We start from the raw sequence: 25614 nt of genomic DNA, 5'->3' as shown, positions 1-25614 counted from the left end.
TTACGGTCGAAATGGGCGAACAGGCGGCGATTATGCCTGCTCTGCTCGATATGAGGAAAAGGGCTGCACCGTGAACACAGAAAAACCAAGCCGCGCCGACTACCACCGCGAGCACCAGGCCCGCGCCGAAGCCGAGGCCCAGCGCCTGTTGGCGCGCAAGGCCGAGCTGCAGGGGCGCTGGCTGCCCTGGGTGGCGCAGGAGCTGTACCAGCTCAGCCCACCGGAATTCGCCAACATGGTGCGTCGCGAGTTGCAGCGGTTGGCATAGAGCGCCGCGACGCAAACCCGTAGGAGCGGCTTCAGCCGCGATGCGGTTGTGCATCTGGGCCAAGTTACGCCGCCGTTGGGGCTTACCGGGCCCGGACGTGGCATGGCCCGGCGGACTGTTCGCTTAGGCTCCTGAGTCCGCCCTACGAGGCAGGCGTCCGGTTTGCCTACGCCCGCTTGCGCGCACAGCGGCTCATATCCACCTTGCTCACATAGGGGTTGCCCCAGCCCATCACGCAGGCCACCTGCTGGTTGCGCTGCTGCTCCCAGACCTTGGGCGGGTAGGCCTTGCTCCAGGCTTCGTAGAGCTGCCGGTCCTGTTTCGACAGGCGCAGCTTGTAGCGGTCGGACATATAGAAATAGGTGCGCGCGATCATCCCGCGGATGGCCGGGCGCGGCATCACCTTGCGTGCCTTGAAGTCCACCACCGTCTCGCAACGGCCATACTGATGCGGCTTCTGCGGCAGCCAGGCGAAGCTGTAGTTGCTGCGATCACCATTCACCTCGCCGATGCTCGGCACCAGGTTGTGCAGGTCGGCCTCGGCCCTGCGGAACTGCACGTCGTTGGCTGCGCAGTTCTTGCGCCCGCCTTTCTGCCAGCACTGGCGCTGATGGCCGATCACCCAGGCCGGGACGATATGTTCCCACTCGATGCGCTGGGCGCGATTGGCGTTCTTGCGTGGCGTGTAACCACAGGAGCGCAAATCGACCCGATTGCCGCTGTACTTGCAGCCGCAATAGAACTCGGTGGATTGCTGCTCATACAGCGGCCAGGCCAGGCGTTTGGCCTCGGCGAAAGTGGCGGGTGCGGCGTGCAGGTAAAGGGTCGTGAAACAGCAGAGCAGGGGCAGTAGACGTCGAATCATGGGGCGGCAGGGTAGCCGTCACCGCTGTCGATGTGAAGATGAAAATGTCAGGTTTTTCAAATGCTTGGATGATGGCTAGAAGCCTTGATGGCGGGCGGAATGGCGCATTGGTTGCTGCTCGGCTCGTCAACCTGCAAGCAGCTCTCGCGCCCTCCCGCCCTTGCCGTCAGCTGAACCTCGGCAGGCGTTGATCCGAATCGTTGCCCTCGCTCTGGGCCGGCTGCGGCAGGCCATCGACCTTGAGTACCGGCATCCTCTCGCCCACCAGGCGCAGATCGCGGCGGGGCAGGGCGAAGCGCACGTCCAGCTCGCGCAGGGCATCGAGCAGTTGCAGGTTGATCTCCTGCTGGATGTCCATGTACTGGTTGTAGTCCGAGGTCAGCACGATATATACCACCTCGAAGGTCAGCTGGCTTTCATCGAAGCCGAGAAAATGCGCGCGGTCGAAGCGGGCCTTGGGCGTGGCGCGGATGATATCGCCGACCTTTTCAGATACCTGGCGCACCTTGGCGCTGGGCGTGTCGTAGTTGATGCCGAACTTGAAGACGATGCGGCGGGTATCCATGCGCTTGTAGTTGTGCACGATCTGGCGCAGCAGATCGGCGTTGGCGCACACCACCTGCTCACCGCTGAGGCTGCGAATGCGTGTGGTCTTCAGGCCGATATGCTCGATAGACCCGGCGACTTCGCCGAACACCACGAAATCACCGATCTCGAATGGCTTGTCGACGCCTATCGATAGTGACGCGAATACATCGCTGAGCACCGTCTGCACCGCCAGCGCCACGGCGATACCACCGACACCCAGGCTGGCCACCAGCGCGGTGATATCCACTCCCAGGTTGGCCAGGATCGACAGCAGCATCACCGACCACACCACGATCAGGATCATGATGCTGATGATGGTGGTCATCACCGGGTTGTAGTAGCCGCCTCTCTTGCCCATCACCAGACTGCGCGACCACAGGCGCACGCCGGTATCGACCCACAAAGCCACCTGCAGGGCCAGGGCGACGAACCAGGTATGGCTCAGCGCGCTTTGCCAGGCGAGCGGCAAGTCCGCCAGACGCAACGCCAACAGCAGGGAAAACGCCAACAACAGCACGCGGCTGGTACGGCCGATGACCATGGCGATGAAGTGCGACCAACTGCTCTCCTGGTCCGCCGACTCAGCCTTCAGGCGCTTGTGCAGGGTGTTCACCAGGGTACGCAGCACGCTGTAGATCAGCGCCGTGGCGACCAGGACAATCGCCACGTTGAGCCAGACGTCGCGTTCAAGCCAGATATTCCACTGTTCCATCGCCAGGGGCCTCCAGAAAAAAGACATATAGGGTTCTGGTGGCGTTGGGGGGCAGAAGTTCCGGGGAAATAGGTGAGAGGTTTGGGTTAGTTTAGTGTTGGGGGGATTGAACCCTTTCCGACGCCTCGCAGTGATCCGCAACGCCCGGCTTTACTGGCCTTGCAGCCTGCCCAAGACGGCTTTTCTCCGCTATCCCTTGCAGTGATTTCGACACTTTTTCGACACATTAACTAGACATGCTTTTTAGTTAACGCTAGCTTTTTGCTATTACAGCTAGAGGTGTGTATGCGAAAAAGTTGCAATTTAATTGATAAATTTACTGTTTATCGTTATTTATTTTAACTTATTAAAGGAATGCTCATGAGCAACGGAACATATAGCTCGATCAGGTTGACTCTATTCAAACATGGCGGCGGTTCCTTTCTGGCTGCATTGGACGAGGCTAATATCCCTCACGGCCCGATCCATACGTTTAACTCTAGGCCTCAAGCTTCTGGTTTGGTAGAAGTTATTACCGCTCTATCGGATGCGATGCCTTGGAATTCTATTGCGAAGGTTATAGTGGCTTGGATTGATGCGCGAAAAAGTCGAGAAATAATAATTCACACAGAGGCGGGTTATAAGCTACATGCAAAAGGCTATTCTGTGGCTGAAATTCAGAAAGTTCTTCCTGAGTCTGTAAATCTTATAGTGATAGATACTCAGCCTGTAGATAAAGAAAATAGCTGATCAGCGGTTTTTGTTTTGTATTGGTGTATCAGAGAAAATTTTAATTTTGACTTGGGTTTGGGTATATGCGCACAGCTGCTCCGGGTAATATAAAAAATGACTTTCTTGCTGGTTTGTCTGATGTAGAGGCTGTGGTTAATAATGTCTCAAATGTATCTCTGCCTATAAGCAATCAAAATCTCCTGGCTGAATATACTTTTCTGGGTGCATCAGTTCTTTTGGAGGGTTTTATTAGTGATATATTTGTCGCCTATATAAATAAGAAGTCTGGCCCTTTCATTGGTAGTCTCACCAATAAAATGGATATCTCTGCTGCTGATGAGTATGCCAAGCGCGCAACTACATTTGCTCAAGTTGATATCGCATCGCACTTGACGTTAGAAAAAATACGTCAAATTCTTGATCCTAAAGACTGGAATGTTACTTTTGCTACGTCTGCAGATTTGAAAGCCAAGGCTGGTCAGTGGCTGGATATGCCTTATAAGAATTATTTCACCAGCCTTTCCCCTGGGCATTCAAGCTTGTTGGAGGCTACAAAGGCAATTCGTAACTATCTTGCACATCGAAGTGGTGCATCTCAAAAGGTAATGCAAGCTGCCCTTGCAGATAGTAATTTATCAGCTTCATTTAGGCGTGGGCTGAAGGAGGTGCATAAGGTAGGCTCTTTTTTAGACAGCACTCCGAGAGGTGGAAGTCAAACTAGATTAGAGTTTTATCTTTCAGAGCTTAAGTCTGTAGCCAATCAACTTTGTCCTTAATTTTTAAGGAAAAGGGGACAGATTTATTTATGGTACAGCGCCACTGGTCTAAAAATAAATCTGTCCCCTTTTCCCCTTTTCCCCTTTTCCCCAGTCCCCTTTTCCCCAAACGCCAGAAACGAAAAAGCCCCGTCAGTGATGACGGGGCTTTTGCTTGGCTGTCTGGAGCGGGTGATTACCGAAAAAGGGACAGATTTATTTTCAGGCTGATTGCGCTGCGCTATAAATAAATCTGTCCCTTTTTTGCCTTTATCTTGCTAAGCATCTAGCTCGTCAGGCGGCAGGCTTCTAGATAGAGAATCTAACCTCTCCATCATTTCTTCTCTTTCACTTGTAAGCCGAGAAATCTCTATAATTACGTCTTTGTGTTCTGATTCTATTAGAACGAGACGTTCCTTCTCTTCTTTTGAACTGGTTGTGTCGTGTGCTCCCATATTTCTAGCCGCTTTTTTAAGGCTGTCCAGTCTAGAGAAAAGCATATTCAACTTAGCGTTGTTCTCGGCGATTCTTATTTTTAGGAAAGTTATGTCGTTTTTAAGTATTGAGCTCCAGTGAGTTTTTTTGCTGTGTACATTTTTGTTGAAAAAATCTACTGCCCTGGAAAGGCTTTCGGCTGCATTCTCCGTTGCCGCTGTTGATATGTTTAATGTCTTGAGGTTTTCGAAGTGTTGGTTTAGCTCCTTTAATCTCGTGTCTCGAATTTCATCGAGTACTGCTTCTGATGGCATTTCCTGATTCTTTTCGATTGCAAGCTCTAAGAACCTCTCTGGAAGATACATGTGTAGCGTCTGGTCGGTTTCTTCTTTGAACTCTTTTATAAGTTCGGGTCTTGGGCTGAGTGTTTTTCCTTTAAATATAAGCCACCAATCTTCCTTGCCGTCGTCAGTAACGAATACGACAGTCTTCTTGTCTTTGTTGGCTTTCCAGAGGATTGATTTCCAGATTATGAGATCGCCGTATGGTCTACATCTGGCTTTCAATGTGTCTTCGTCGCCTTGCTTCTTACTATCCTTGTAGCCAGGTGGTGTTTTCTGTTTGTACCTGATTTCGCCTTCGGTGATTATTTTCTCTAATTCCTCAGGCGTATTTTCATCGCCTATTTTTCCATTTAGCATTTCTGCTAGGAAATCTTGTATTTCATCAGAGGTTATTCTTTTTGTGTGTATGCTTTTGTTGTTTTCTAATTCGTTAATTACTTTGTCTAAGCTTCTGGTGGCGCTGGCCATCGTATTTTTAGATATGAAAGGATGCTGCCTTGCATTCTCTAGTTTGCTTTTTAATTTGTTGATGTCGTTTACGGCATTTTCGTATTCTTGTTGTTGATCAAATATCACGCCTAGTCGTCTGTCTATATATTCTGCTGCTACTGTATACGGTAGCCATACCCTGTCTTTTAGTTTTTCTAGTGTTTTTATGAATGAGTCTCTTGTTTCGTCAGAGTATCTGTACAAATTCAGTAGTATGTTTGTGTCTAGTACGACGATGCAGTCCCCCCACTCGTCGCGGGTTTTTGCTGGCTTAATGAAGTGTCCTGGGAATTTATCTTTCACTTTATGGTCACTGTGCTTTTTTATTTTGAAAGCTTTGATTTCTAGCTCTATGAGCTTGGAAAAAAAGGGGACAGATTTATTTTTCCTGCCTAGCGCCTTTTCTGCCTGATCGCAAAGCGCCATCTTTCCCGGCTCAAACCCTTGCGGTCAAGCCCTTCAAACGCCAGAAACGAAAAAGCCCCGTCAGTGATGACGGGGCTTTTGCTTGGCTGTCTGGAGCGGGTGATGGGAATCGAACCCACGGCTCTAGCTTGGGAAGCTAGGGTATTACCATTATACGACACCCGCAGCGGGTGCCTTTATACCGGAACTCGACCTGAGAATAAAGCGCGGAGCAGGGCGATAGACGCATCCGCTCCACGCTCGGTGCCTGTCACACCGCCATCGCCTGGAGGTCGCGCAGGTCGCCTTTGACTGGCAGTTGCAGGCGTTTGCTGGGGGCGTTGAAGAAGTCCAGCAGCACGCGTTGGCTCTGCAGCCAGGCGGCCTTGTGTTCCATGTCGAGGAAGTGGCCGGCGTCGTCAATCACGGCGAACTGGGCGTGGTCGATGTGCTGGGCGAACAGGCAGGCGTCTTCCACCGAGGTGTATTCGTCACGGTCGCCGTTGACGAATAGCAGCGGGATGTCGATGGCCTGCAGGCATTCCTTGCCGCAGTTCGCTTCCATGCTCAGCACCTGCTTGATGTGCGCGTACATCTGCCGGTATTCGTGCTCATCCAGGGTGCTGATGTGTTTGTGGTTGAAGCGCTTGAACAGCGACGGCAGGTGCTTGCCGATGGTGCTGTTTACGAGCAGGGCGACGTTGTCGCGGTCGATGGTGTTGAGGAAGCGCAGGCCCTTGTGCAGGTAGTCGAGCATCGGCACGTTGAGGATCGGCGAGAAGGAGCAGATGGCGGCCTTCTCCAGCGTCGCTGGGCGTTGGGCCAAGGCGAGCATGGAGGCGACGCCGCCCCAGGAGAAGGACATCAGGTAGTTGGCACCGTAGAGGTCGATCAGGTGCAGCAGGATCGCCGCCTCGTCTTCCTTGCTGATGGGCGTGAAGTCGCTGTTGTAGGGCTTCGACTGGCCGGCATAGGGCAGGTCGAAGGCCACGACGTTGAACTGCGGCTGCAGGTATTTGATCGTTTGCGCGAACGAGGCGGTAGTCGCCAGAGAGCCGTTGACCAGGATGATGGTCTTGCTTGCTGCCGGATTGCCGTAGAACTCCGTGTGTACGTTGTGCTTCCTGTTGATCTCGACGACTGCGGTTTCTGGCCTCATGTCGTTTCCTCCTGGCGCAAATGAGCAAGGCGAGCGGGCGACCGTTCGCGCTGGATTGAGCAGTTAGAAAAGCGCCTGAGCGTGACAGCATGATGTCAGGCTGGAGATTTTTATAAGTATAGGAATTTCAATCAGTTAGGATCGAAACAGGCGAGCGCTCCAGGCTTTTCAGGGCCTTGGAGAGGGCGGTGTTACCAGGCAGGAATCCAGTCGGCGCAGAGCGCCATCAACCGAAAAACACATTACTGTCTTTCTGTGACCGAATGGTCACCTGAAGACTTATGGTTCGATTCAAGCAGTTGCCTTGCAGCCACGCAAGGGTGAGTCACATCTTTGTAGCCGATTGGCGCTGCCGTTGGTCGGGTAGTCAGATTCAGGCGCAGGGCGACAATCAAACGCTGGCGATTTCCGCATCCGTCAGTGCGCGGTATTGGCCGGGGGCGAGCTGCGGGTCGAGGACAATTTCGCCCATGCTTTCGCGGTGCAGGGCGACGACACGATTGCGGAAGTGACCGAACATGCGCTTGACCTGATGGTAACGGCCTTCGAACAGGGTCAGCCGTGCTTGGTGGCTGCTCAGTACGTCGAGCTGGGCGGGCAGGGTGGTGAGGTCTTCGAAGGCGAAGTACAGGCCTTGGGCGAAGACCTCGGCGTATTCGGCGGTGATCGGCTGTTCGGTGGTTACGTGGTAGACCTTGGGCTTGCGCTGCTGCGGCTGGGTGATGCGCCGCGACCAGCGTCCGTCGTTGGTGATCAGCAGCAGGCCGCTGGTGTTCAGGTCGAGGCGCCCGGCCAGGTGCAGGTCGTGTTTGTCCGGCTCGTCGAGCAGATCGAGGACGGTGCGATGTTCGTCGTGCTCGGTGGCGCTGACCACGCCGACCGGTTTGTGCAGCATCCAGTAGCGCGCGCTGCGTCCGGCTTGCAGCAGCTCGTCGTCCAGCTCGACGCGCTGGAAGTCGCGCACCTCATGGCGCGGGTCGTGAACCACCGCACCGTCCACACGCAGGCGGCCGGCGCTGATCAGCAGGCGGCTGTCCTGGCGGCTGAAGCGCGGGAAGTTGCTGAGGAAGCGGTCCAGGCGCATGGCTCAATCGCGCTCGCGGGGCTCAGTGGCTTTCAGCGCACCAGCGCAGGCCGGGCACAGGCAGGCCTGGTCGCGTTGCTCGGGCGTCAGGCGTTGCAGCGCGGCCGGGTCGATTTGCGCGTCGAAGCACCAGCAGGGCTCGTCACGCCCGGCGGCGACACTGCACTGGTTGCTCTTGCCGCATAGCGGGCAGTGTTGCCTGTCCATCAGAGATCGAGGCAGATGCGGCTGTGCGCGTCCTGCTTGGCGTGCGACAGCATGCGGCTGAGCAGGCGATACAGGTGCTGGCTTGTGAGTGGACAGCATTGTTCGGCGCTGCTGTTCAGCCAGTTTGTAGCGTTTGGCTGGGCGGTATTGTTCCCCGGCACAATAAATGTCTCGCCTTTGCCCCGGCAGAACATGCCGGATTGGCGCAGTAGTGGCGATGAGGTGGGCGTATGCCGTTGGAGGCGCAGGAGCATGGGGTGGATCCGCAGCAGGTTGGCAGGCTGTTGAAAAAGGCAGGTGGTTTTTCAACAGCCTGTAGGGCGTGATGCTAGCTTGCTGGAGGGGGAGCGCGCTAGTTGTAGTCATGCTCGCTGCTGTTATGGGCGGATGAACTCTGCTGTGCACGGTTGGTGCGACTCTCTGCTGCGCGGGTAAACGCGTGGCGTGCCATCTGCATGTTGCGCCAATGATTAATACCGACGAAGTGAGTCGCACCTCTCGCCCGCGATGCTGTCAGATGCCTCAGGGATTCTCATCCCGGAGGCCGACATCGGTCGGCGTCGTCTCAGCGGTCACAGGAGGCCGCCATGCCCTTCAAGATGCTGTTGTCTGCGTTGTTCCTGCTGCTGTCCGGTTGTGCCGTCTATGGCGAGGGTTACGAGCGTGGCTATCACCAAGGCTATCGTTATCATGACGGCTACCGCCGTGATCACCATGCGCCACCGGTTTACGTAACGCCGCGCTACTACTACGAAGATCGCCGGCATCAGTACTACCCGACGCCGCCGCGCCATTACGGTCATGAGCAGCGCCACAGTGGCAGCTACAAACGCTACGATCAGCCACGACATGACTACCGCCGCGATCATCGTCGCCAGGAATATCGCAGCGGACAGATTCAGCGTGGCTGGGACACCGGGCGCAAGACCCAGCAGCGTTTCTCCAATGGCCGTAGCCACGGTGACGAACACCGCAGCAGGGGGGAGCGGCGTTGGTAAGGCTCCCTCAAACTGCCGTGTGTCGACATGCACCTGTGGCGTTTCTCAGCTTTCTGAGGTGTGTCAGGACACTTTTGGTGCAAGCGGTATTTGCGTCGATGTGGGCTAATCCACGAACAGCTGCTGCACCACCGAAAAGTCCTGCTTGCCCTTGCCCTGTTTGAGCAGCAGGCGGTACAGCTGCAGTGCCAGGGCCCCCATCGGCGCGCTGTTGCCATTGTGGCTGGCGGTTTCCTGGGCCAGGCCGAGGTCTTTGGCCATCAGTTCGGCCATGAAACCGCCGCTGTAGCCCTTCGATGCTGGCGCGTTTTCCATCACCCCAGGCCAGGGGTTGTACTTCTCCAGCGTCCAGTTGCCGCCCGAGCTCTGTCGCATGATCTCGGCCAGCACCGCCGGCTCCATGCCGTTGGCCACGCCCATGGCCATGGCTTCGGCAGTAGCGATCATCTGCACTGCGAGTACCTGGTTGTTGCACACCTTGGCCACCTGCCCGGCGCCGTCGGGGCCGGCGTGGAAGATGTTCTTGCCCATGGCGGCGAGCATCGGCCTGGCCTTCTCCAGCGATTGGGCTTCACCACCCACCATGAAGGTCAGGGTACCGGCCGCCGCACCGCCTGTACCACCGGAGACCGGCGCATCGAGCAAAGCGATACCGCGCTCGCGGGCGGCCGCGTGCACCCTGCGCGCGGACTCTGGGGCGATGGTCGAACAGTCGATCACCAGCGTGCCGGCGGGCATCCGCGCAAGCAGGCCGTCATCGCCCAGGTACAGGCTTTCCACATGACGACTGGCCGGCAGCATGCTGATCACCACCTTTGCCTGATCGATGGCGTCGGTTGCGCTATCGGCCGCCACGGCACCTTCGCCAGCCAGGGTGTCGACCGCGCTGCGCTGCAGGTCGAAGACTTTCAGCGGGTAACCCGCCTTGAGCAGGTTGCGGGCCATGGGCAGGCCCATGTTGCCGAGGCCGATAAAGGCGATCTGGGTCATGACGGCTCTCCTTCTTATGGCGTAGGAGCGAGCTCTGCTCGCGAACTTGGGCGATGACAGAAACTTCGCGAGCAGAGCTCGCTCCTGCAAGTGGGTTTACAGATCTGCCAACGGGTGTTCGCCTTCCCAGGCCGGTGCGAAGTGCGCCTCGACCACTGCGTCTGGGATCGCGGCCACATCCGGCCAATGCCATTTCGGCGTCTGGTCCTTGTCGATCAGGCGGGCGCGTACGCCCTCGGGAAATTCCGGGTGGCGGCAGCAGTTAAGGCTCATGGCGTATTCCATGCGAAATACCTCGGCCAGCGACAGATGGCGGGCGCGGCGGATCTGCTCCCAGACCAGGTGTGCGGTCAGCGGGCAGCCATGGGCCAGGGTCTTGGCGGCGCGGGCGAGTAGGGCGTCGTCATCCGTTTGCAGTGCGCTGAGCGCGTGCACGGCAGCCGGCAGGTCGGCAACGTCGAGCAACTCATCGATACGTTCGCGACGTGTTAGCCACTGGGCAGCCGGTAGTTCGCCGTGGGCTTCGTTCTCCAGCGCACGCAGCAGGCTGTGCAGTTGCAGGTCGGCTTGTTCGCGCCAGTTCAGTTGTACCAGGCCTTCGAGCAGAGCCTCTTGCTGGTCATCGCGCAGAAAGCGGTCGGCCAGATTCAGGTCCAGCGCATCGCGGGCATTGATGCTGGCGGCAGTAAGACCGAGGAACAGGCCCAGGCGACCCGGCAGGCGGGCGAGGAACCAGCTGCCGCCGACATCCGGGTACAGGCCGATGTTGATTTCCGGCATGCCCAGTCGACTGCTTGTCGTGACGATACGGATACCCGCGCCCTGCATCAGGCCCATGCCGCCGCCCAGCACATGGCCGTGGGCCCAGCAGATGAAGGGTTTTGGGAAGGTGTGGATGCGATGATCGAGGCGGTATTCGTCGGCGAAGAAACGTCGCGCCAGGGCCGGTACTTCGCCTGGCTGTTCACGACACTGATTGACCAGTTGTACCACGTCGCCGCCGGCGCAGAAGGCCTTGGGGCCATTGCCGCGCAGCATGACGCAGGCGATGGTTGGATCCTCGGCCCAGGCCTTGAGGCGCTCGTCGAGTGCCTCGATCATCGGCAGGGAAAGGGCGTTAAGGCTCTTCTCGGCGTCGAGGCTGGCGATGCCGATGCGGTAGCCATGCAGGCTGGGGCGTTCATCGAATTGCAGGTTCATGCGTGTTTCCCGCGTAGAGTGGATGGCGCTTTATCCATCCACCGCGTGTGTTGTGGTGGACGTTAAAGGCGACGTCCACGAGCTGATTCGCGAGCAGAGCTCGCTCCTACGGTTTATTTGTTGCGCCACTGCGGATCGCGTTTCTCCAGGAAGGCGTTGACCCCTTCGCGGGTGTCATCGGCGTCGAACAGGTCGACGAAGCGCTCGCGTTCCTCCGGCAGCCAGGTGTTGGAGCCACGCTCGCGTGCACCCTGGATCAGCGGTTTGATGGTGCGCACTGCCACCGGGCTTTGTCGCGCCACCTTGGATGCCAGCAGCAGGGCAGTGCCGCGTGCTTCGCCGGTGTCCACCACCTGCTCGATCAGGCCGATGCGCAGGGCGGTCTCGGCGTCGATGCGCTCGCCGCAGAGGATCATGCGTTTGGCCCAGCCTTCGCCGACCAGCCAGGGCAGCGCCTGGGTACCACCGGCGCAAGGCAACAGACCCACGGATGCTTCCGGCAAGGCCATCTGCGCCTGGCGTTCGGCGATGCGGATATCGCAGGCCAGTGCACACTCCAGGCCGCCGCCCATGGCGTAGCCGTTGATTGCGGCAATGGATACACCGCGGAAATCGCGCAGGGTTTCGAAGGCTTCGCCAAAGCGCCGCGCCATCTCACGAGCGCGGGCTTTGTCGCCATCGGCGAACATGTTCAGGTCGGCGCCAGCGGAGAAGAATTTCGACCCCTGGCCGGTCACCACCAGTGCATACACCTCGTCGTCGCGGTTGAGATGTTCGATCACTTGCTTGAGGCCGATCAGTGAGTCGCGGTCCCAGGTGTTGGCCGGCGGATGGTTGATGGTGATCAGCGCGGTATGGCCGTGTTTTTCCACGGTGAGCTTGTGGGTCAGGTCGAAGATGCCGGGTTTGTAGGTTTCCAGTGCAGTGCTCATGGTCGTCCTCGATATTCATCATTGCCGTAGGCGCGAGCTCTGCTCGCGAACATCGCTCGCACCTAATTGGGGTTATTACTACAGCAGACGATCGAGCATGCCGCCCTGCAGAAGCAGGCGGCGGGCGACGATCACCCGCATGATTTCGTTGGTGCCTTCAAGTATCTGGTGCACGCGGGCGTCGCGTACCCAGCGTTCCAGCGGATAGTCATTCAGATAGCCGTAACCGCCGTGCAGTTGCAGTGCTTCGTTGCACACATCGAAGCACTGGTCGGTGGCGAAGCGCTTGGCCATGGCGCAGTACAGACTGGCCTCTCCGTGGACATGGTCGAGCTTGTGCGCGGCCAGGCGCACCATCTGCCGGCTGGCGGTGAGGGCGGTGAGCATGTCGGCCAGCTTGAATTGCAGGGCCTGGAATTCGCTGAGCGCCTTGCCGAACTGCTTGCGTTCCTCGACGTAACGCAGGCTCTGCTGCAGCGCTGCCTGGGCCGCACCGAGCGAGCAGCTGGCGATATTCAGGCGGCCACCATCGAGGCCCTTCATGGCATAGACGAAGCCTTCGCCCTCTGGGCCGATGCGGTGGCTGGCGGGAATGCGTACGCCTTCGAAGGTGATGGTACGGGTCGGCTGCGCCTTCCAGCCCATCTTGTCCTCGTTGCGTCCGTAACGCACGCCGGGCGCATCGGCAGGTACCAGGAAGCAGGAAATACCCTTGGCACCATCCTCACCGGTGCGCGCCATGACAATCAGCACCTGTGTGCTTCCTGCCCCGGAGATAAAGCACTTGCTGCCGTCGATCACGTAGTCGTCGCCATCGCGCCGTGCGCGGGTGCGCAGATGGGCGGCGTCAGAGCCGGCGTCCGGCTCGGTCAGGCAGTAGGAGGCCAGCGACTGGCCGTTGATCAGCCCCGGCAACCAGGCATCCTTAAGCGCCTGGTCGGCGAAGCTGGCGAGCATCCAGGTGGCCATATTGTGGATGGTAAGGTAGGCGGTGGTGGCGACGCAGCCGGCCGCCAGTTGTTCGAATATCAGTGAGCTGGACAGCCTGGACAGGCCCAGGCCGCCGTCCTCTTCGCGCAGATACAGGGCCAGGTAGCCCTGCTCGGCAGCGCGGCGAATCACCTCGACCGGGAAGTGCTGCTCGCGATCCCACCCGGCGGCGTGGGGCGCCAGCTCCAGCGCGGCGAAGGCGCGGGCGCTGTCGGTCAGCAGGCGTTGTTCATCACTGAGTTCGAAGTCCATGGCATCTCATTGCAAGGTCAGAGGTTGGCCGCCGGCGCGGCGCTCGGCCTGCCACTCGGCGAGGCTGGGCAGCGCGCTGCTGGAGTCGAGGCGGTCGACGATTTCGAAGTAGTCCTGTTTGAGTGGGTCCTTGAGGACCTCGTCGCGCGGCTTGACCTTCACGGCGTAGACCGTCTGCAGGTTCTGGTGGTCGAAGGCACGCCATTGCTGTTCGTCCTTGAGCAAGGTGTAGCGGTGGCCTTCCAGTGCCTTGATCAGCGTTTCGCTGTCGAGGCTCTTGGCTCGTGTAGCGGCGTCGGCCCACTGCTGGACGATGCTGTAGGCCGAGGCAGCGGAGCTGGATGGGTACATCTCGTAGCGGGTCTTGAAAGCTTCGACGAAGGCTTCACCACGCGCAGATTTCTCCAGCGCCGGTACGCGCCAGGTCCAGGGCTCGGTGCCGATCACGCCTGCCATCAGATTGGGGCCGGCCTGTTCGACCATGCTCTGGGTCAGGTTCGGCGCGACGATCTGCATACGCTCAGTCAGGCCCAGGTCCTTGGCGACGCGCATGGCACGCACCAGGTCCTCGCCGAACAGCACCAGAGCAAGGATTTCGGCGTTGCTGGCGGCGGCCTGGGTCAGCGCGTCCTGGTAGTCGGCCAGGCGCGCGCCCGGGAAGGGGATGCGTACGCTGGCGTGTTGGGCGGCATTGTCGCTGGCGGTGGCCTGGCGCAGCGATGCCTCGCTGGTGTGGCCCCAGGTGTAGTCGGCGGTAACATAGAAGTAGCGCTTGTTCGGCAGGGTCTTGCTCAGGTATTGGCCGAGTACCTTGGCGCTCATCCAGGCGTTGTTGCACTCGCGAAACATGTAGCGATGGCCATCCTTGCCAGTGGTGTCGTTGGAGTAGGTAAGGGTGCCGAAGTACAGCAGGCCGTGCTGCTTGGCGCGCTTGCCTGCGGCGATGGCGACCGCGCTGGAGGCGCCACCGAAGAGCATCGCCGCACCTTCGGCGGCCAGCTTGTCGACGTTCTTCTCGGCCTTGGCCGGCCGCGAAGCGGTGTCCTTGCTGGATAGGCGCAAGGGCCGCCCGAGGACACCGCCTGCGGCGTTGATTTCATCGATGGCCAGCAGGGCTCCACGCATCTGCGCCAGTCCCTCCTCTTTATACGGGCCGGTGCGCGGGTAATTGAGGCCGAGGGTGATCGGCTCGGCAGCCTGCGCACAGGCGGTGATTCCGGCCCACAGGGCCAGGATGGCGGACAGGTGGCGCATTGCAGTTCTCCTTGTTTTTGTTCTGCAGAGTCTTTTTACGCCGCTTGTCCAGTTCTCGTGATCGTCTTTTCGTCTAATAAGAACGCCGTTCTCATTTCAGTTGAATGGTCATGTTCGGCCCGGCCTCAAGCGGTGTGTGGTCGAACCAGCGACTGGTCACGGTCTTGGTCTCGGTGTAGAAACGTACCGCCTGCTTGCCGTAGGCGTGCAGGTCGCCGTAGAACGAGCCCTTCCAGCCAGTGAAGGAAAAGAATGGCAGCGGTACCGGAATCGGTACGTTGATACCCACCTGGCCGACTTCAACCGCGTGCTGGAAATGCCGCGCAGCGCCGCCGGAGCTGGTGAACAGGCTGGTGCCGTTGCCGTAGGGGCTGGCGTTGACCAGTTCGATGGCCTCTTCCAGGGTCGCAACCTCCATGCACACCAGTACTGGGCCGAAGATTTCCTCGCGGTACAGGCCCATCTCCGTGGTCACGCCACGGAACAGCGTCGGCCCGACCCAGTTGCCGTTCGGATATCCCTCCACCGTGCACTGCGAGCCGTCGAGCAGACACTCGGCGCCTTCGTCCTTGCCTTGTTCGATCAGGTGCAACACGCGCTGGCGTGCCTGTGGGCTGATCAGCGGGCCGTAGGCGGCGCCGCTGTCCTGCCAATGACCAGGACGCAGCGCGGCCATCTGTTCGGCCAGCTCATCGATCCATTGTTTCGATTCACCGACGAACACCGCCACGCTGATGGCCATGCAGCGTTGCCCGGCGGCGCCGCAACTGGCGCCGAGCAGGTTGCTGATCACTTGATCCTTGGGTGCATCCGGCATGATCACCATATGGTTCTTGGCCCCGGCGAAGGCCTGCACACGCTTCAGGTGCTGGGTGCCGGTGCGGTAGACATGTTGGCCCACCGCGACTGAGCCGACGAAGGACACCGCGCGTACCAGCGGGTGCACCAGCAGCGCATCGACCTGCTCACGCCCGCCATGCAGCACTTGCAGTACGCCGGCCGGCGCGCCGGCTTCGAGGAACAGCTCGGCGAGACGATTGGGTGTCATCGGGTCCTGTTCCGAGGGTTTGAGAATGAAGCTATTGCCGCAGGCGATGGCCAGCGGAAACATCCACAGCGGGATCATCGCCGGGAAGTTGAACGGGGTGATGCCGACGCACACGCCCAGCGGCTGGATCCAACTGGCGGTGTCGATCTCGCGGGCGACGTTCTCTACCGTCTCGCCCATCATCAGGCTGGCGATATTGGCTGCATGTTCGGCCACTTCGATACCGCGCCAGACGTCACCCTTGGCGTCGGCGAAGGTCTTGCCGGTTTCCGCCGCGAGAATCTCCGCCAGCTCGTCGTGGTGTTCCTTGAGCAGGTGCTGGTAGCGCAGCATCAGACGGGCGCGCTCCGAGACCGGCACCTCGCGCCAGGCGAGGAAGGCTTTCTGCGCGCCCGCCACCGCAGCCTCGATTTCCTCGGCAGTGGCCTTGGGGGCGAGGGCGATCACGTCCTGCGTATTCGGATCGGTGACTTCGATCAGCTCACGAGCCTGGCTGGTTTGCCATTGGCCGTCGATCAGTTGCGGTAGCGTGCGGGGCATGGTCGCCTCCTGTTGTTCTTGTATGGGACCTTTTATAGCCATTGGATGCCCGTTTGTGGATTGACGATCTTGGGCTTGGGATGGACGATCTTGTCATTCGATCAGGCTGGCAAGGAGTGGTGTGGTGGGAATGCGGGTGGAAACCTCCAATTGGCCGTTGCCTGTCGGTGGGCAACGCTTCATCACGCCACCGCGCCTGCGCCGCCTGCTGGCGCGCCATGCCTTGAGCGCTGGGTGCTATCCATTGGCCATCGGCTTCTACCCCGATGCAACCGGTCACCAGATGCGCCGCGCGCAACCGGATGACCATCTGCTGATCTACTGCCGCTCGGGCAAGGGGTGGTTGGAAACATCGGATGGACGATTTGAGGTCGCTGCTGGCGATTTGTTGCTGCTGCCCAAGGACGCTGCGCATGCCTATGGCGCTGACCTGCATAACCCCTGGACGATCTACTGGGTGCACTTCGACGGCAGCTTTGGCGAAGACTTCCTGCGCCTACTGGGCACGCAAACGCTGCGGCGTATCGGCGTGCAGCCGCGGCTGATCGGAGACTTCGAGGCGTTGCTGGGTTTGCAGCGCCAGGGCCTCAACGCTTTGCCCTTCATTCATGCTGCGCACCGTTTGCAGGCGATGCTCAGCTCGCTGGCCGTGCTACCGGCGCGGGTCAACCTCAAGTCCGGGCGCGTGCTGGATATCGAGGCGGTGCAGGCGGTGATGCGCGAGCACCTACACGGCAGCCTCAACCTCGATGAGCTGGCTGCACAGTTCAAGCTGTCGCGCTTTCACTTCGCCAAGACCTACCGCGCGCTGACCGGCCATGCGCCGATCCAGGATTTCATTCAGTTGAAGATGGCCCTGGCCTGTCGCCTGCTCGACCGTGGCGATGCCGAAGTGCGTCAGGTCGCCGAGCAGCTTGGCTACGACGATCCCTATTACTTCTCACGGCTGTTTCGCAAGGTGGTGGGCATGGCGCCCAGTCATTACCGGGCGCTGCATCAGGGGTAGGGGAGGGCCCGGCATATCTCGCTCGTGGCAGGGGCGCCATGAGTACCGCCTGGGTATTCAAGGCAACGTGATCTATCGGCCATAGGCGCTCAGGCCAGCATGCGCAGCCACAGCTGTTGCTCGGCCAGTAGCTCTTCGCGCAGGCTGGCCAGTGGTTGTTCAAGCCCCAGTCGGCGCTGCGCGGGCAGGGGCTCGGACAGCTTCGCCGGTTGTATCTGCAACGCGCTGGCCAGCAGCACCAGGTCGGTCAGGTCGGCTTTGCCGTCGTGATCGTGCAGCCATTTGTTACGTTGCCTGGCGCACTCGATCAGCGTGGTCGGTACCTGCCAGCGCGTCAGCACCAGCGCACCGATGTCTCCGGAGAGGTAATCGCAGAGCCCATCCAACGGCTCGGCATCACGCGGGAAATCCGGCCAATGCTCCAGCTCCGCGAGCAATGGCAGGCTGCCGATATCCTGCAGCAGGCCAGCGAGCATGGCTTCATCGAGTGGCTGGTTGCAGCGCTGCGCCAGGGCGGCACAGAACGCGGCACGTTCGCGAGCCTTGCGCCAGCGCTGGCGAAAGGCTTGCTGCAGGGCTTTTTCTTCGCTGGCGAAGAGATTGCGCGCGGTGAACCCCAGTATCAGCGTGCCAAGTTGGCGGGTGCCGATTCGGGCGAGCAGGTCGCGCATCGACACGCAGGGCCGCGCCCCACGAATCAACGGGCTTTCGGCGAACTGCATGAGATAGGCGGCCAGCGGGGGATCACTGTTGATCACCCGCGCCAGTTGTTCCAGCGAGGTGCGTGGGTCGTCCAGCAGTTGGCGAATGCGCATGGCCGCTTCCGGCATTTGCGGCACTTTGGCCTGACCTTTGAGAAAGCGGGTGAGCAGGGCGAAGCGGATGGCTTCGGGGGACAGCGACATGATGGCGGGGCTTCCGTGGAACCGCTGCGGCGTATTGAGATGCTAGCAGAGCCTTGGCCTAAAGCCGATGCACAGCTGTTGCCTTGACTTGCCCGGCCCCCTTCACTAGCGTGCCTGCACTTGTTTTGACCCTGCAGGAAAACCGCATGACCGACGATCGCATCAAGCTCGAAGCCAGCTGGAAACACGCGCTGCGTGAGGAGTTCGACAAGCCTTACATGAGCGAGCTGCGTGCGTTCCTGCAGGCGGAGAAGGCGGCCGGCAAGGAAATCTATCCGCCGGGCCCACTGATCTTCAATGCGCTCAATTCCACGCCGCTGGATCAGGTCAAGGTGGTGATCATCGGCCAGGACCCGTACCACGGTCCCGGTCAGGCCCATGGCCTGTGCTTCTCCGTGCAGCCGGGCGTGCAGACGCCGCCGTCACTGGTGAATATCTACAAGGAGCTCAAGCGCGACCTGAACATCGACATTCCGGCCCATGGTTACCTGCAGAGCTGGGCCGATCAGGGCGTGCTGCTGCTCAACACCTCGTTGACCGTCGAGCGCGCCAACGCTGGCTCGCATGCGGGCAAGGGCTGGCAGTTCTTTACCGACCGGGTGATCGAAGTGGTCAGCGAGCATCAGGACAAGCTGGTGTTCCTGCTCTGGGGCAGCCACGCTCAGGGCAAGCAGCGCCTGATCGACCCGACCAAGCACCTGGTGCTGCGCTCGCCGCACCCGTCACCGTTGTCGGCGCATCGCGGCTTCATTGGTAACGGCCACTTCAGCCGTTGCAATCAGTTCCTCAGCCAGAATGGCATGACGCCCATCGACTGGCGCTTGCCGGCGCTCTGAGCCCGCTGCCGACGAGGCCTGCTTAGCGCCGCGCAACTGCCTGATCAGCTTTGCACTGCTGCGCAGCCAGATCGGCATGAAGGCTTTTCAGGCGCTTGTCGGCTCGCGCCATCTGTTTTGAGTCAGCCTGGGCGACCAGGTCGACGATCATCTCGGCCATGGCCTGACGATTCTTATCAAAGCTGGCCTGGTAGGCGCTGGTGTAGAAGCGCTCGCGCTGTTGCAGCAGGGCAGTCATGCGCGCAGCGAAGTCGTCGCCACGGCGCACTTCCAGCGCCTCACGCAGTGCCTGTTGCCAGGCCATGCGGTTTTCCAGCCAGATCTGGTTCTGTTCCCCTAGGCCCTGTGCCCAGCTCTGCACCCGCTCGCGCTGCTCGGCGTTCAAGGTGCCGAACCAGGGTTGCAGGCGCTCCTCCATGCGCTCGGCGCGCCGGCTGATCTGCTCCTGCACGGACGGCTCGAGAAACTCCTCACGCAGCTTGGCGTTTTGCTCGTCGATGGCCGCCAACAGCTGATCGACCTGACGCGGGCTGAGGCCGCGCAGCAGCTCGATGGTGCTGGGGGTTATTTCCACAGCGATGCGCTGCATGGCTTGTTCGAAGTCGGCCAACTGGCTGGCCATCAGCTCGCTGTCACTGCTACTCAGTGCCTGCTGACTGCGTTGCAGCCAGTCGAGATAGCGCGGCAGCTCGACGCTGCAATGCCAGGCCAAATGTTCTTGCAGCTGGGGTTTGAACCAGGCGCTCTGCTCGCTGGTCAGCGCCACGTAGTCGCCCAGCTTCCACGGGATCAGCCAATCGAGGTTGCGATAGGCCAGGCCGACACGGCTGCACGCGCCCAGCAGCAGGGTGATGGCCAATAGCAGGAGCAGAGGCTTGCGCATGATCTGGGCTCGTGAGGGCAGAGTTGTTGAGACTAATACCCGGTACATTTGACGCAAGAGGGTGGAAATATTCGCTTAAGAGTTCGCCAGCAGACCATGATCGCCGGCAAGCCGGCTCCTACAGGAGGCGGTGGTCTTGTTGTTTGTAGGAGCCCGCTTGCGGGCGATCCAGTCAATGCGGGCCGTGGCACTCCCACGGATAAAAAGAAACCGCCCCGAAGGGCGGTTCCGATGTCGCAGGGTGCGCTTAGCCGCCAAGGTAGGCGTCGCGTACCTTGGGGTCGTTGAGCAGCTCTTCGCCGCTACCGCGCATGACGATATGGCCGTTCTCCAGCACATAACCGCGATCGGCCAGCTTCAGCGCCTGGTTGGCGTTCTGCTCGACCAGGAACACGGTCACGCCGTCTTTGCGCAGTTGCTCGATGATGTCGAAGATCTGCTGGATGATGATCGGCGCCAGACCCAGCGACGGCTCGTCGAGCAGCAGCAGGTTAGGCTTGCTCATCAAGGCACGGCCGATGGCGAGCATCTGCTGCTCGCCGCCGCTCATGGTGCCGGCGCGTTGGGCGAAGCGTTCCTTCAGGCGCGGGAACAGGTGCAGGACCTTGTCCAGTTGCTCCTGATTGTCCGCCTTGTCACCGAAGAAGCCGCCCATGGCCAGGTTTTCCTCGACGGTCAGACGGGCGAACACGCGACGGCCTTCCGGCACGATGGCGATGCTCTTGCGCATGATCTCCGGGGTGTCCATGCCCACCAGCTCTTCACCCATGTAACGGATGCTGCCACTGGTGGCGCGCGGGTTGCCGCACAGGGTCATCAGCAGGGTCGACTTGCCGGCACCGTTGGCGCCGATCAGGGTGACGATCTCGCCTTTCTGCACTTCGATGCTTACATCGTGCAGCGCCTGGATCTTGCCGTAGAAGGTTGAGACGTTGTTGAAGCTGAGCATGGATTACGCCTCCCCCAGATAGGCTTTGATCACGTCCGGGTTGTTGCGGATATCGTCCGGCGTGCCGTCGGCCAGGGGAGTGCCCTGGTTGATCACGTAGATGTGGTCGGAAATGCTCATCACCAGCTTCATGTCGTGCTCGATCAGCAGCACGGTGACATTGTGCTCGTCACGCAGCACGCTGATCAGCGCTTTCAGGTCTTCGGTTTCACGCGGGTTGAGACCGGCGGCCGGCTCGTCGAGCATGAGGATGCTCGGGCGCGTCATCATGCAGCGGGCGATTTCCAGGCGACGCTGCTGACCATAGGCCAGGGTGCCGGCGCTACGGTTGGCGAAGTCCACCAGGTTGACCTGCTCCAGCCAGTAGGCGGCAAAATCCATGGCCTCGCGTTCGCTGCGGCGAAACCCCGGGGTCTTGAACAGGCCGGCCAGGTAGCCGGTGTTGAGGTGGCGATGCTGGGCCACCAGCAGGTTTTCCACCGCCGTCATGTCCTTGAACAGACGTACGTTCTGGAAAGTCCGTACCACACCTTTGCGGGCGATCTTGTGGCCGGGCAGGCCTTCGATCGCTTCGCCATTGAGGCGGATGCTGCCGGAGCTCGGCTGGTAGAAGCCGGTCAGGCAGTTGAACACGGTGGTCTTGCCGGCACCATTCGGGCCGATCATAGAGACCACCTGCTTTTCCTTGACGTTCAGGCCCACCCCGTTGACGGCCAGCAGGCCGCCGAAACGCATGGACAGGCCGCTTACTTCGAGAATCGTGCGGCTCATCGCTTCAGCTCCAGGTGGGGACGTTGCATCGGCAGCAACCCTTGCGGGCGCCAGATCATCATGAAGATCATGACCAGACCGAAGAACAGCATGCGGTACTCGCTCAGCTCACGCATCTCCTGCAGCATCACCATGATGATGGCCGCGAGAATCACGCCCAGCTGTGAACCCATGCCACCCAGCACGACGATAGCGAGGATCATCGCCGACTCGATGAAGGTGAACGACTCCGGCGTCACCAGGCCCTGACGGGCAGCGAAGAAGCTGCCGGCGAAACCGGCCAAGCTGGCACCGATGGTGAAGGCCGAGAGCTTGATCACGGTCGGGTTCAGGCCCAGCGCACGGCAGGCAATCTCGTCTTCACGCAGCGCTTCCCAGGCACGGCCGATCGGCATACGCAGCAGGCGGTTGACCAGAAACAGGGTCAGCAGCACCAGCAGCAGGGCGATCAGATAGAGGAAGATCACCTTGTACTGCGAGTTGTAGGCGATTTCGAAGTAGCCATGAAAGGTCGGCATATCGGCCGGCACACGGCGCTCGAAGGACAGACCGAACAGGGTCGGTTTGTTCTCGTTGGCGATGCTCAGGCCGTTGGGGCCGCCGGTGTACTCGGTGAGGTTGCGCAGCAGGATACGGATGATCTCGCCGAAACCGAGGGTCACGATGGCCAGGTAGTCACCGCGCAGGCGTAGTACCGGGAAGCCCAGCAGGAAGCCGAACAGCGCCGCCATCATGCCGGCCAGCGGCAGGCAGATCCAGAAGCCCAGGCCGAAGTAGTGAGCCAGGATCGCGTAGCTGTAGGCGCCTACGGCGTAGAAACCGACGTAACCCAGGTCGAGCAGACCGGCCAGACCGACCACGATGTTCAGGCCGAGGCCGAGCATCACGTAGATCAGGATCAGCGTGGCGATATCCACCGAGCCGCGGCTGGCGAAGAACGGCCAAACCAGTGCCACCATGACCATCGCCAGAATGATCCAGCGCTGGGTGGAAGGCAGGGTGAGGAAGTTACCGATCTCACCGGAACCGCTGGGCAGTTTGGGCAGCTTGGCCCAGGCCGGGGTCAGCCGGTCGCGCAGCAATTGCCAAAGGAAAATCAGCGTAGCAGCGCCGCCGATACACCAGAGTTCGAAGGCGGTGGCGCCTTCCACGCGCAGGCTGATGCCGACGGTGGAGAGTTTCAGGCCCAGAACCGGGTAGGAGATGATCAGCACCAGCAGGGCGCTGAAAATCGCGGATTTGAGATTCTTGGTAATGGCGGTGCTCATACTTTTTCCACCTCAGGACGGCCGAGGATGCCGGTCGGGCGGAACAGCAGCACCAGCACCAGCAGGCTGAATGCCACGACGTCCTTGTATTGATCACCGAAGATATCGGCGCCGAAGGCTTCAGCCACGCCCAGCAGCAGGCCGCCGAGCACCGCGCCAGGAATGCTGCCGATACCACCGAGTACCGCAGCGGTGAAGGCCTTGATGCCGGCGAGGAAGCCAAGGTGCGGGTTGATCACGCCGTAGTTCATGCCCAGCAGTACAGAGGCGATGGCAGCCAGTGCCGCACCGATGACGAAGGTCAGGGCAATGATGTTGTTGGTATTGATACCGAGCAGGTTGGCCATCTTCAGGTCTTCGGCGCAGGCGCGGCAGGCGCGGCCCAGACGCGAACGCGAGATGAACAGGGTCAGCGCGATCATGGTGACGAAGGTGACGATGAAGATCAGCACCTGCATGTAGGACACCACCACGCCGTTGGCCGCGCTTTCACCAAGGATGAAGTTGCCCGGCAGCAGGCTGGGGATGGCCTTGTCCTTGGAGTCCTGCGAAAGCAACACGGCGTTCTGCAGGAAAATCGACATACCGATCGCGGAGATCAGTGGGATCAGGCGGTTGCCACCGCGCAGGGGGCGATAGGCCACCCGTTCGATGCTGTAACCGTAGGCGCTGGTGACGATCATGGTGGCGGCGAAGGCCGCGATCATCACGAAGGGCACTGCTTCCAGGCCGAACATGGCGAGGCCGGCGATAACGGTGAAGGCTACGTACGAGCCAATCATGTAAACCTCGCCGTGGGCGAAGTTGATCATGCCGATGATGCCGTAGACCATGGTGTAGCCGATGGCGATCAGGGCATAGGTGCTGCCAATGGTCAGGCCATTGAGCAACTGTTGCAGGTAGTGATAAAGATCAGGCATTGCCTAACTCCTGGGCGCTTGCGTAAAGCGGCGCTTGTGGCGCAGCGCGAGGCCGGAATTCTTCTAATAAACAAAGCCCACTGCTCGCGCAGTGGGCTTTGGCTCAGACGGGAAGCTTACTTGGCTTCGGACTTGGTGCCGTCCTGGTGCCACTCGTACACCACGAAGCTGAAGTCCTTCAGGTCGCCCTTCTCGTCGAAGGCCAGGGTGCCGGTGGGAGTGTCGAAGCTGTTGGAGCGCAGCGCAGCTGCTACCTTGGCGGTATCGGTGTCGCCGGCTTTCTCGATGCCTTCGGCGATCACCTGAACAGCAGCGTAGGCCGGGAACACGAACGGACCGCTCGAGTCTTCGTTCTTGGCCTTGAAGGCTTCTACCAGCGCCTGGTTCTTCGGATCCTGGTCGAAGGACTTCGGCAGGGTTACCAGCAGACCTTCGGAAGCCGGGCCGGCAATGGCGGAGATTTCGGAGTTGCCGACGCCTTCCGGACCCATGAACTTGACGTTCAGGCCGCGCTCTTTGGTCTGGCGCAGCAGCAGGCCCAGTTCCGGGTGGTAGCCGCCGTAGTAGACGAAATCGACGCCCGCTTGATTGAGCTTGGCGATCAGTGCGGAGAAGTCCTTGTCGCCGGCGTTGATGCCTTCGAACAGGGAAACCTTCACGCCTTTGCTTTCCAGGGTCTGCTTGACTGCAGTGGCGATGCCTTCACCGTACTGCTGCTTGTCGTGGATGACGGCAACGGTCTTCGGCTTGATGTGGTCAGCGATGAAGTTGCCTGCGGTCGGGCCTTGCAGGCTGTCCAGGCCGATGGTGCGGAACACCAGTTCGTAACCGCGAGCGGTGATGTCCGGGCTGGTGGAGGCCGCGGTGATCATCAGGATGCCTTCGTCTTCGTAGATGTCCGAGGCCGGCTGAGTGGAGCTGGAGCACAGGTGGCCAACCACGAACTTGACGCCGTCGTTGACGATCTTGTTAGCCACGGCAACGGCCTGCTTGGGATCGCAGGCGTCGTCGTAGACCACGCCTTCGAGCTGGGCGCCATTCACGCCGCCAGCCTTGTTGATCTGCTCGATGGCCATCTTGGCGCCGATGAACTGCATTTCGCCGTACTGGGCAACTGCGCCGGTTACCGGGCCAGCCAGGGCGATCTTGATGTTGTCGGCTGCCATCGAATAACTGGCCGCCCCCGCCAGTGCCATTGCCGCGAACAGCTTGGAAATCTGCTTAGCCTTGTTCATGAGTGCTCCACTCTTATGTTTTCGTTGTTGTAGTTCTTGCGGCCGAAGCTGCAGAACCGGGTCTGTAACCCCGGTAGTGCCTCCGGCAACTGTACCGGAACAGTGTAGAGCGCGCATTTGCGCCTTGAAAAGCCGGCAGTTGGAGGCGAAACACGGGGGTGTCGCTAAATTGCAAGGAATGTATAGAAATACGGCGTGGCCTGGGCTGGCTGCTGAACGTCGTGCGGTTGCCTGGGATGCCGCCGGCGCTATCATTGCGCGCCACCATTCAAAGTCATCGACACGGGACACACCATGACGGATCAATCTAGCACCCTCTATGCCAAGCTGCTCGGCGAGACAGCGCCGATTCGCTGGCAGGAACTGCAGCCATTCTTCGCTCGTGGCGCGCTGCTCTGGGTCGAGGGCAATCAGGATCTGGTGGCGGTCGCGCAGGCCGTGGCCGAGAACGATCAGGTTCGAGTTGCGCAATGGATGAACCAAGGCCTGCTGTGCAAGTTCGAAGATTCACGTGCCGAAGATCTGCTCACGCGTGATCCGCAACTGTGGGCGGTGGTGGTGGCGCCCTGGGTGCTGGTACAGGAGAGGGCAGGTAGTTCGGCTTTGCACTGAAAT

The 25614-nt window shown here is 60.0% G+C and carries 27 protein-coding genes and 1 tRNA gene; 7 read left to right on the top strand and 21 right to left on the bottom strand.

Going from position 1 to position 25614, the window contains the following annotated elements:
* Window positions 1–70: 70 nt before the first annotated feature.
* Window positions 71–268, top strand: a complete 198-nt coding sequence (locus AAEQ75_RS01425; protein WP_296234441.1) for a hypothetical protein — start codon at window positions 71–73, stop codon at window positions 266–268.
* Between the two features lie 166 nt (window positions 269–434).
* On the opposite strand, the gene AAEQ75_RS01420 is transcribed toward AAEQ75_RS01425, so the two are convergent.
* A complete protein-coding gene (locus AAEQ75_RS01420; protein WP_343350673.1) occupies window positions 435–1133 on the bottom strand; it encodes an endonuclease I family protein in 699 nt (232 codons plus the stop codon).
* Between the two features lie 166 nt (window positions 1134–1299).
* Window positions 1300–2433 (bottom strand): mechanosensitive ion channel family protein, encoded by a 1134-nt coding sequence (locus AAEQ75_RS01415; protein WP_343350672.1) that lies wholly within the window; start codon window positions 2431–2433, stop codon window positions 1300–1302.
* Between the two features lie 360 nt (window positions 2434–2793).
* Between AAEQ75_RS01415 and AAEQ75_RS01410 the strand changes: the two genes are divergently transcribed.
* Entirely contained in the window at window positions 2794–3162 is a 369-nt protein-coding gene (locus AAEQ75_RS01410) for a hypothetical protein (protein WP_343350671.1), read from the top strand.
* Window positions 3163–3227: 65 nt separating this feature from the next.
* Complete coding sequence (locus tag AAEQ75_RS01405) at window positions 3228–3920, top strand: hypothetical protein (RefSeq protein WP_343350670.1); 693 nt, start codon at window positions 3228–3230, stop codon at window positions 3918–3920.
* Between the two features lie 257 nt (window positions 3921–4177).
* Here the strand turns inward: AAEQ75_RS01405 and AAEQ75_RS01400 are convergent, their stop codons facing one another.
* The 6 genes from AAEQ75_RS01400 to AAEQ75_RS01375 all read right to left on the bottom strand — a co-directional run bounded on the left by AAEQ75_RS01400 (window position 4178) and on the right by AAEQ75_RS01375 (window position 8276).
* Window positions 4178–5593 carry a PIN-like domain-containing protein gene (locus AAEQ75_RS01400; protein WP_343350669.1) on the bottom strand — a complete coding sequence of 472 codons (1416 nt, stop codon included), beginning with the start codon at window positions 5591–5593 and terminating at the stop codon, window positions 4178–4180.
* A 91-nt stretch (window positions 5594–5684) separates the two neighbouring features.
* Window positions 5685–5758 (bottom strand) — tRNA-Gly (locus tag AAEQ75_RS01395).
* An 85-nt stretch (window positions 5759–5843) separates the two neighbouring features.
* A complete protein-coding gene (locus AAEQ75_RS01390; protein ID WP_343350668.1) occupies window positions 5844–6731 on the bottom strand; it encodes an alpha/beta fold hydrolase in 888 nt (295 codons plus the stop codon).
* Window positions 6732–7122: 391 nt separating this feature from the next.
* Entirely contained in the window at window positions 7123–7815 is a 693-nt protein-coding gene (locus AAEQ75_RS01385) for a pseudouridine synthase (RefSeq protein WP_106733023.1), read from the bottom strand.
* Between the two features lie 3 nt (window positions 7816–7818).
* Window positions 7819–8022 (bottom strand): cysteine-rich CWC family protein, encoded by a 204-nt coding sequence (locus AAEQ75_RS01380; RefSeq protein ID WP_343350666.1) that lies wholly within the window; start codon window positions 8020–8022, stop codon window positions 7819–7821.
* On the bottom strand, window positions 8022–8276 hold the full coding sequence (locus tag AAEQ75_RS01375; protein WP_343350665.1) for a hypothetical protein: 255 nt from the start codon (window positions 8274–8276) through the stop codon (window positions 8022–8024). The genes AAEQ75_RS01380 and AAEQ75_RS01375 overlap by 1 nt, the downstream gene beginning before the upstream one ends.
* Window positions 8277–8609: 333 nt before the next feature.
* Between AAEQ75_RS01375 and AAEQ75_RS01370 the strand changes: the two genes are divergently transcribed.
* Window positions 8610–9020, top strand: coding sequence for a hypothetical protein (locus AAEQ75_RS01370; protein ID WP_343350664.1), 411 nt, complete (start codon window positions 8610–8612; stop codon window positions 9018–9020).
* 105 nt (window positions 9021–9125) lie between these two features.
* Here AAEQ75_RS01370 and mmsB read toward each other — a convergent pair whose 3' ends face one another.
* The 6 genes from mmsB to AAEQ75_RS01340 all read right to left on the bottom strand — a co-directional run bounded on the left by mmsB (window position 9126) and on the right by AAEQ75_RS01340 (window position 16226).
* On the bottom strand, window positions 9126–10010 hold the full coding sequence (mmsB, locus tag AAEQ75_RS01365) for a 3-hydroxyisobutyrate dehydrogenase (RefSeq protein WP_343350663.1): 885 nt from the start codon (window positions 10008–10010) through the stop codon (window positions 9126–9128).
* Window positions 10011–10106: 96 nt separating this feature from the next.
* Complete coding sequence (locus AAEQ75_RS01360) at window positions 10107–11210, bottom strand: enoyl-CoA hydratase/isomerase family protein (protein WP_343350661.1); 1104 nt, start codon at window positions 11208–11210, stop codon at window positions 10107–10109.
* 113 nt (window positions 11211–11323) lie between these two features.
* Window positions 11324–12142 (bottom strand): enoyl-CoA hydratase, encoded by an 819-nt coding sequence (locus tag AAEQ75_RS01355; protein ID WP_273257412.1) that lies wholly within the window; start codon window positions 12140–12142, stop codon window positions 11324–11326.
* Window positions 12143–12220: 78 nt separating this feature from the next.
* Window positions 12221–13384, bottom strand: a complete 1164-nt coding sequence (locus AAEQ75_RS01350) for an acyl-CoA dehydrogenase family protein (protein WP_343350660.1) — start codon at window positions 13382–13384, stop codon at window positions 12221–12223.
* Window positions 13385–13390: 6 nt separating this feature from the next.
* Window positions 13391–14638 carry an ABC transporter substrate-binding protein gene (locus AAEQ75_RS01345; protein ID WP_143506779.1) on the bottom strand — a complete coding sequence of 416 codons (1248 nt, stop codon included), beginning with the start codon at window positions 14636–14638 and terminating at the stop codon, window positions 13391–13393.
* 91 nt (window positions 14639–14729) lie between these two features.
* Window positions 14730–16226 carry a CoA-acylating methylmalonate-semialdehyde dehydrogenase gene (locus AAEQ75_RS01340; RefSeq protein WP_343350659.1) on the bottom strand — a complete coding sequence of 499 codons (1497 nt, stop codon included), beginning with the start codon at window positions 16224–16226 and terminating at the stop codon, window positions 14730–14732.
* A 130-nt stretch (window positions 16227–16356) separates the two neighbouring features.
* On the opposite strand from AAEQ75_RS01340, the gene AAEQ75_RS01335 reads away from it, so the two are divergent.
* Window positions 16357–17232, top strand: coding sequence for an AraC family transcriptional regulator (locus tag AAEQ75_RS01335; protein ID WP_430523437.1), 876 nt, complete (start codon window positions 16357–16359; stop codon window positions 17230–17232).
* A gap of 89 nt (window positions 17233–17321) precedes the next feature.
* Here the strand turns inward: AAEQ75_RS01335 and AAEQ75_RS01330 are convergent, their stop codons facing one another.
* Window positions 17322–18137: an HDOD domain-containing protein gene (locus AAEQ75_RS01330; RefSeq protein ID WP_343350657.1), complete on the bottom strand. Its 816-nt coding sequence runs from the start codon at window positions 18135–18137 to the stop codon at window positions 17322–17324.
* 146 nt (window positions 18138–18283) lie between these two features.
* Between AAEQ75_RS01330 and ung the strand changes: the two genes are divergently transcribed.
* The gene (gene ung, locus AAEQ75_RS01325; RefSeq protein ID WP_099522114.1) at window positions 18284–18973 is read left to right on the top strand and encodes a uracil-DNA glycosylase; all 690 of its coding nucleotides are present in this window, start codon (window positions 18284–18286) and stop codon (window positions 18971–18973) included.
* A gap of 22 nt (window positions 18974–18995) precedes the next feature.
* On the opposite strand, the gene AAEQ75_RS01320 is transcribed toward ung, so the two are convergent.
* The 6 genes from AAEQ75_RS01320 to AAEQ75_RS01295 all read right to left on the bottom strand — a co-directional run bounded on the left by AAEQ75_RS01320 (window position 18996) and on the right by AAEQ75_RS01295 (window position 24999).
* On the bottom strand, window positions 18996–19856 hold the full coding sequence (locus tag AAEQ75_RS01320; protein ID WP_343350656.1) for a DUF6279 family lipoprotein: 861 nt from the start codon (window positions 19854–19856) through the stop codon (window positions 18996–18998).
* Between the two features lie 247 nt (window positions 19857–20103).
* Window positions 20104–20805 carry an ABC transporter ATP-binding protein gene (locus AAEQ75_RS01315; RefSeq protein WP_100547400.1) on the bottom strand — a complete coding sequence of 234 codons (702 nt, stop codon included), beginning with the start codon at window positions 20803–20805 and terminating at the stop codon, window positions 20104–20106.
* Window positions 20806–20808: 3 nt separating this feature from the next.
* Complete coding sequence (livG, locus tag AAEQ75_RS01310; RefSeq protein ID WP_079784284.1) at window positions 20809–21576, bottom strand: high-affinity branched-chain amino acid ABC transporter ATP-binding protein LivG; 768 nt, start codon at window positions 21574–21576, stop codon at window positions 20809–20811.
* A complete protein-coding gene (locus AAEQ75_RS01305) occupies window positions 21573–22844 on the bottom strand; it encodes a high-affinity branched-chain amino acid ABC transporter permease LivM (protein WP_218893407.1) in 1272 nt (423 codons plus the stop codon). Before AAEQ75_RS01305 ends, livG begins: the two co-directional genes overlap by 4 nt.
* On the bottom strand, window positions 22841–23764 hold the full coding sequence (gene livH / locus AAEQ75_RS01300) for a high-affinity branched-chain amino acid ABC transporter permease LivH (RefSeq protein ID WP_143506773.1): 924 nt from the start codon (window positions 23762–23764) through the stop codon (window positions 22841–22843). The genes AAEQ75_RS01305 and livH overlap by 4 nt, the downstream gene beginning before the upstream one ends.
* Window positions 23765–23880: 116 nt before the next feature.
* Entirely contained in the window at window positions 23881–24999 is a 1119-nt protein-coding gene (locus AAEQ75_RS01295; protein WP_143506772.1) for a branched-chain amino acid ABC transporter substrate-binding protein, read from the bottom strand.
* 294 nt (window positions 25000–25293) lie between these two features.
* On the opposite strand from AAEQ75_RS01295, the gene AAEQ75_RS01290 reads away from it, so the two are divergent.
* The gene (locus AAEQ75_RS01290; RefSeq protein ID WP_343350653.1) at window positions 25294–25611 is read left to right on the top strand and encodes a DUF2288 domain-containing protein; all 318 of its coding nucleotides are present in this window, start codon (window positions 25294–25296) and stop codon (window positions 25609–25611) included.
* The last annotated feature ends 3 nt before the right edge of the window (window positions 25612–25614 follow it).

The sequence above is a fragment of the Pseudomonas sediminis genome (assembly GCF_039555755.1).
GTDB classification, from domain to species: domain Bacteria; phylum Pseudomonadota; class Gammaproteobacteria; order Pseudomonadales; family Pseudomonadaceae; genus Aquipseudomonas; species Aquipseudomonas mendocina_D.
This window is presented reverse-complemented; position numbering and strand designations above follow the sequence as displayed.

Excerpts from the sequence above, each read along its gene's own strand:
- AAEQ75_RS01420 (WP_343350673.1), bottom strand. The coding sequence starts at position 1,133 with ATGATTCGACGTCTACTGCCCCTGCTCTGCTGTTTCACGACCCTTTAC.
- AAEQ75_RS01415 (WP_343350672.1), bottom strand. The coding sequence starts at position 2,433 with ATGGAACAGTGGAATATCTGGCTTGAACGCGACGTCTGGCTCAACGTG.
- AAEQ75_RS01410 (WP_343350671.1), top strand. The coding sequence starts at position 2,794 with ATGAGCAACGGAACATATAGCTCGATCAGGTTGACTCTATTCAAACAT.
- AAEQ75_RS01405 (WP_343350670.1), top strand. The coding sequence starts at position 3,228 with ATGCGCACAGCTGCTCCGGGTAATATAAAAAATGACTTTCTTGCTGGT.
- AAEQ75_RS01400 (WP_343350669.1), bottom strand. The coding sequence starts at position 5,593 with ATGGCGCTTTGCGATCAGGCAGAAAAGGCGCTAGGCAGGAAAAATAAA.
- AAEQ75_RS01390 (WP_343350668.1), bottom strand. The coding sequence starts at position 6,731 with ATGAGGCCAGAAACCGCAGTCGTCGAGATCAACAGGAAGCACAACGTA.
- AAEQ75_RS01385 (WP_106733023.1), bottom strand. The coding sequence starts at position 7,815 with ATGCGCCTGGACCGCTTCCTCAGCAACTTCCCGCGCTTCAGCCGCCAG.
- AAEQ75_RS01380 (WP_343350666.1), bottom strand. The coding sequence starts at position 8,022 with ATGGACAGGCAACACTGCCCGCTATGCGGCAAGAGCAACCAGTGCAGT.
- AAEQ75_RS01375 (WP_343350665.1), bottom strand. The coding sequence starts at position 8,276 with ATGCTCCTGCGCCTCCAACGGCATACGCCCACCTCATCGCCACTACTG.
- AAEQ75_RS01370 (WP_343350664.1), top strand. The coding sequence starts at position 8,610 with ATGCCCTTCAAGATGCTGTTGTCTGCGTTGTTCCTGCTGCTGTCCGGT.
- mmsB (WP_343350663.1), bottom strand. The coding sequence starts at position 10,010 with ATGACCCAGATCGCCTTTATCGGCCTCGGCAACATGGGCCTGCCCATG.
- AAEQ75_RS01360 (WP_343350661.1), bottom strand. The coding sequence starts at position 11,210 with ATGAACCTGCAATTCGATGAACGCCCCAGCCTGCATGGCTACCGCATC.
- AAEQ75_RS01355 (WP_273257412.1), bottom strand. The coding sequence starts at position 12,142 with ATGAGCACTGCACTGGAAACCTACAAACCCGGCATCTTCGACCTGACC.
- AAEQ75_RS01350 (WP_343350660.1), bottom strand. The coding sequence starts at position 13,384 with ATGGACTTCGAACTCAGTGATGAACAACGCCTGCTGACCGACAGCGCC.
- AAEQ75_RS01345 (WP_143506779.1), bottom strand. The coding sequence starts at position 14,638 with ATGCGCCACCTGTCCGCCATCCTGGCCCTGTGGGCCGGAATCACCGCC.
- AAEQ75_RS01340 (WP_343350659.1), bottom strand. The coding sequence starts at position 16,226 with ATGCCCCGCACGCTACCGCAACTGATCGACGGCCAATGGCAAACCAGC.
- AAEQ75_RS01335 (WP_430523437.1), top strand. The coding sequence starts at position 16,357 with ATGCGGGTGGAAACCTCCAATTGGCCGTTGCCTGTCGGTGGGCAACGC.
- AAEQ75_RS01330 (WP_343350657.1), bottom strand. The coding sequence starts at position 18,137 with ATGTCGCTGTCCCCCGAAGCCATCCGCTTCGCCCTGCTCACCCGCTTT.
- ung (WP_099522114.1), top strand. The coding sequence starts at position 18,284 with ATGACCGACGATCGCATCAAGCTCGAAGCCAGCTGGAAACACGCGCTG.
- AAEQ75_RS01320 (WP_343350656.1), bottom strand. The coding sequence starts at position 19,856 with ATGCGCAAGCCTCTGCTCCTGCTATTGGCCATCACCCTGCTGCTGGGC.
- AAEQ75_RS01315 (WP_100547400.1), bottom strand. The coding sequence starts at position 20,805 with ATGCTCAGCTTCAACAACGTCTCAACCTTCTACGGCAAGATCCAGGCG.
- livG (WP_079784284.1), bottom strand. The coding sequence starts at position 21,576 with ATGAGCCGCACGATTCTCGAAGTAAGCGGCCTGTCCATGCGTTTCGGC.
- AAEQ75_RS01305 (WP_218893407.1), bottom strand. The coding sequence starts at position 22,844 with ATGAGCACCGCCATTACCAAGAATCTCAAATCCGCGATTTTCAGCGCC.
- livH (WP_143506773.1), bottom strand. The coding sequence starts at position 23,764 with ATGCCTGATCTTTATCACTACCTGCAACAGTTGCTCAATGGCCTGACC.
- AAEQ75_RS01295 (WP_143506772.1), bottom strand. The coding sequence starts at position 24,999 with ATGAACAAGGCTAAGCAGATTTCCAAGCTGTTCGCGGCAATGGCACTG.
- AAEQ75_RS01290 (WP_343350653.1), top strand. The coding sequence starts at position 25,294 with ATGACGGATCAATCTAGCACCCTCTATGCCAAGCTGCTCGGCGAGACA.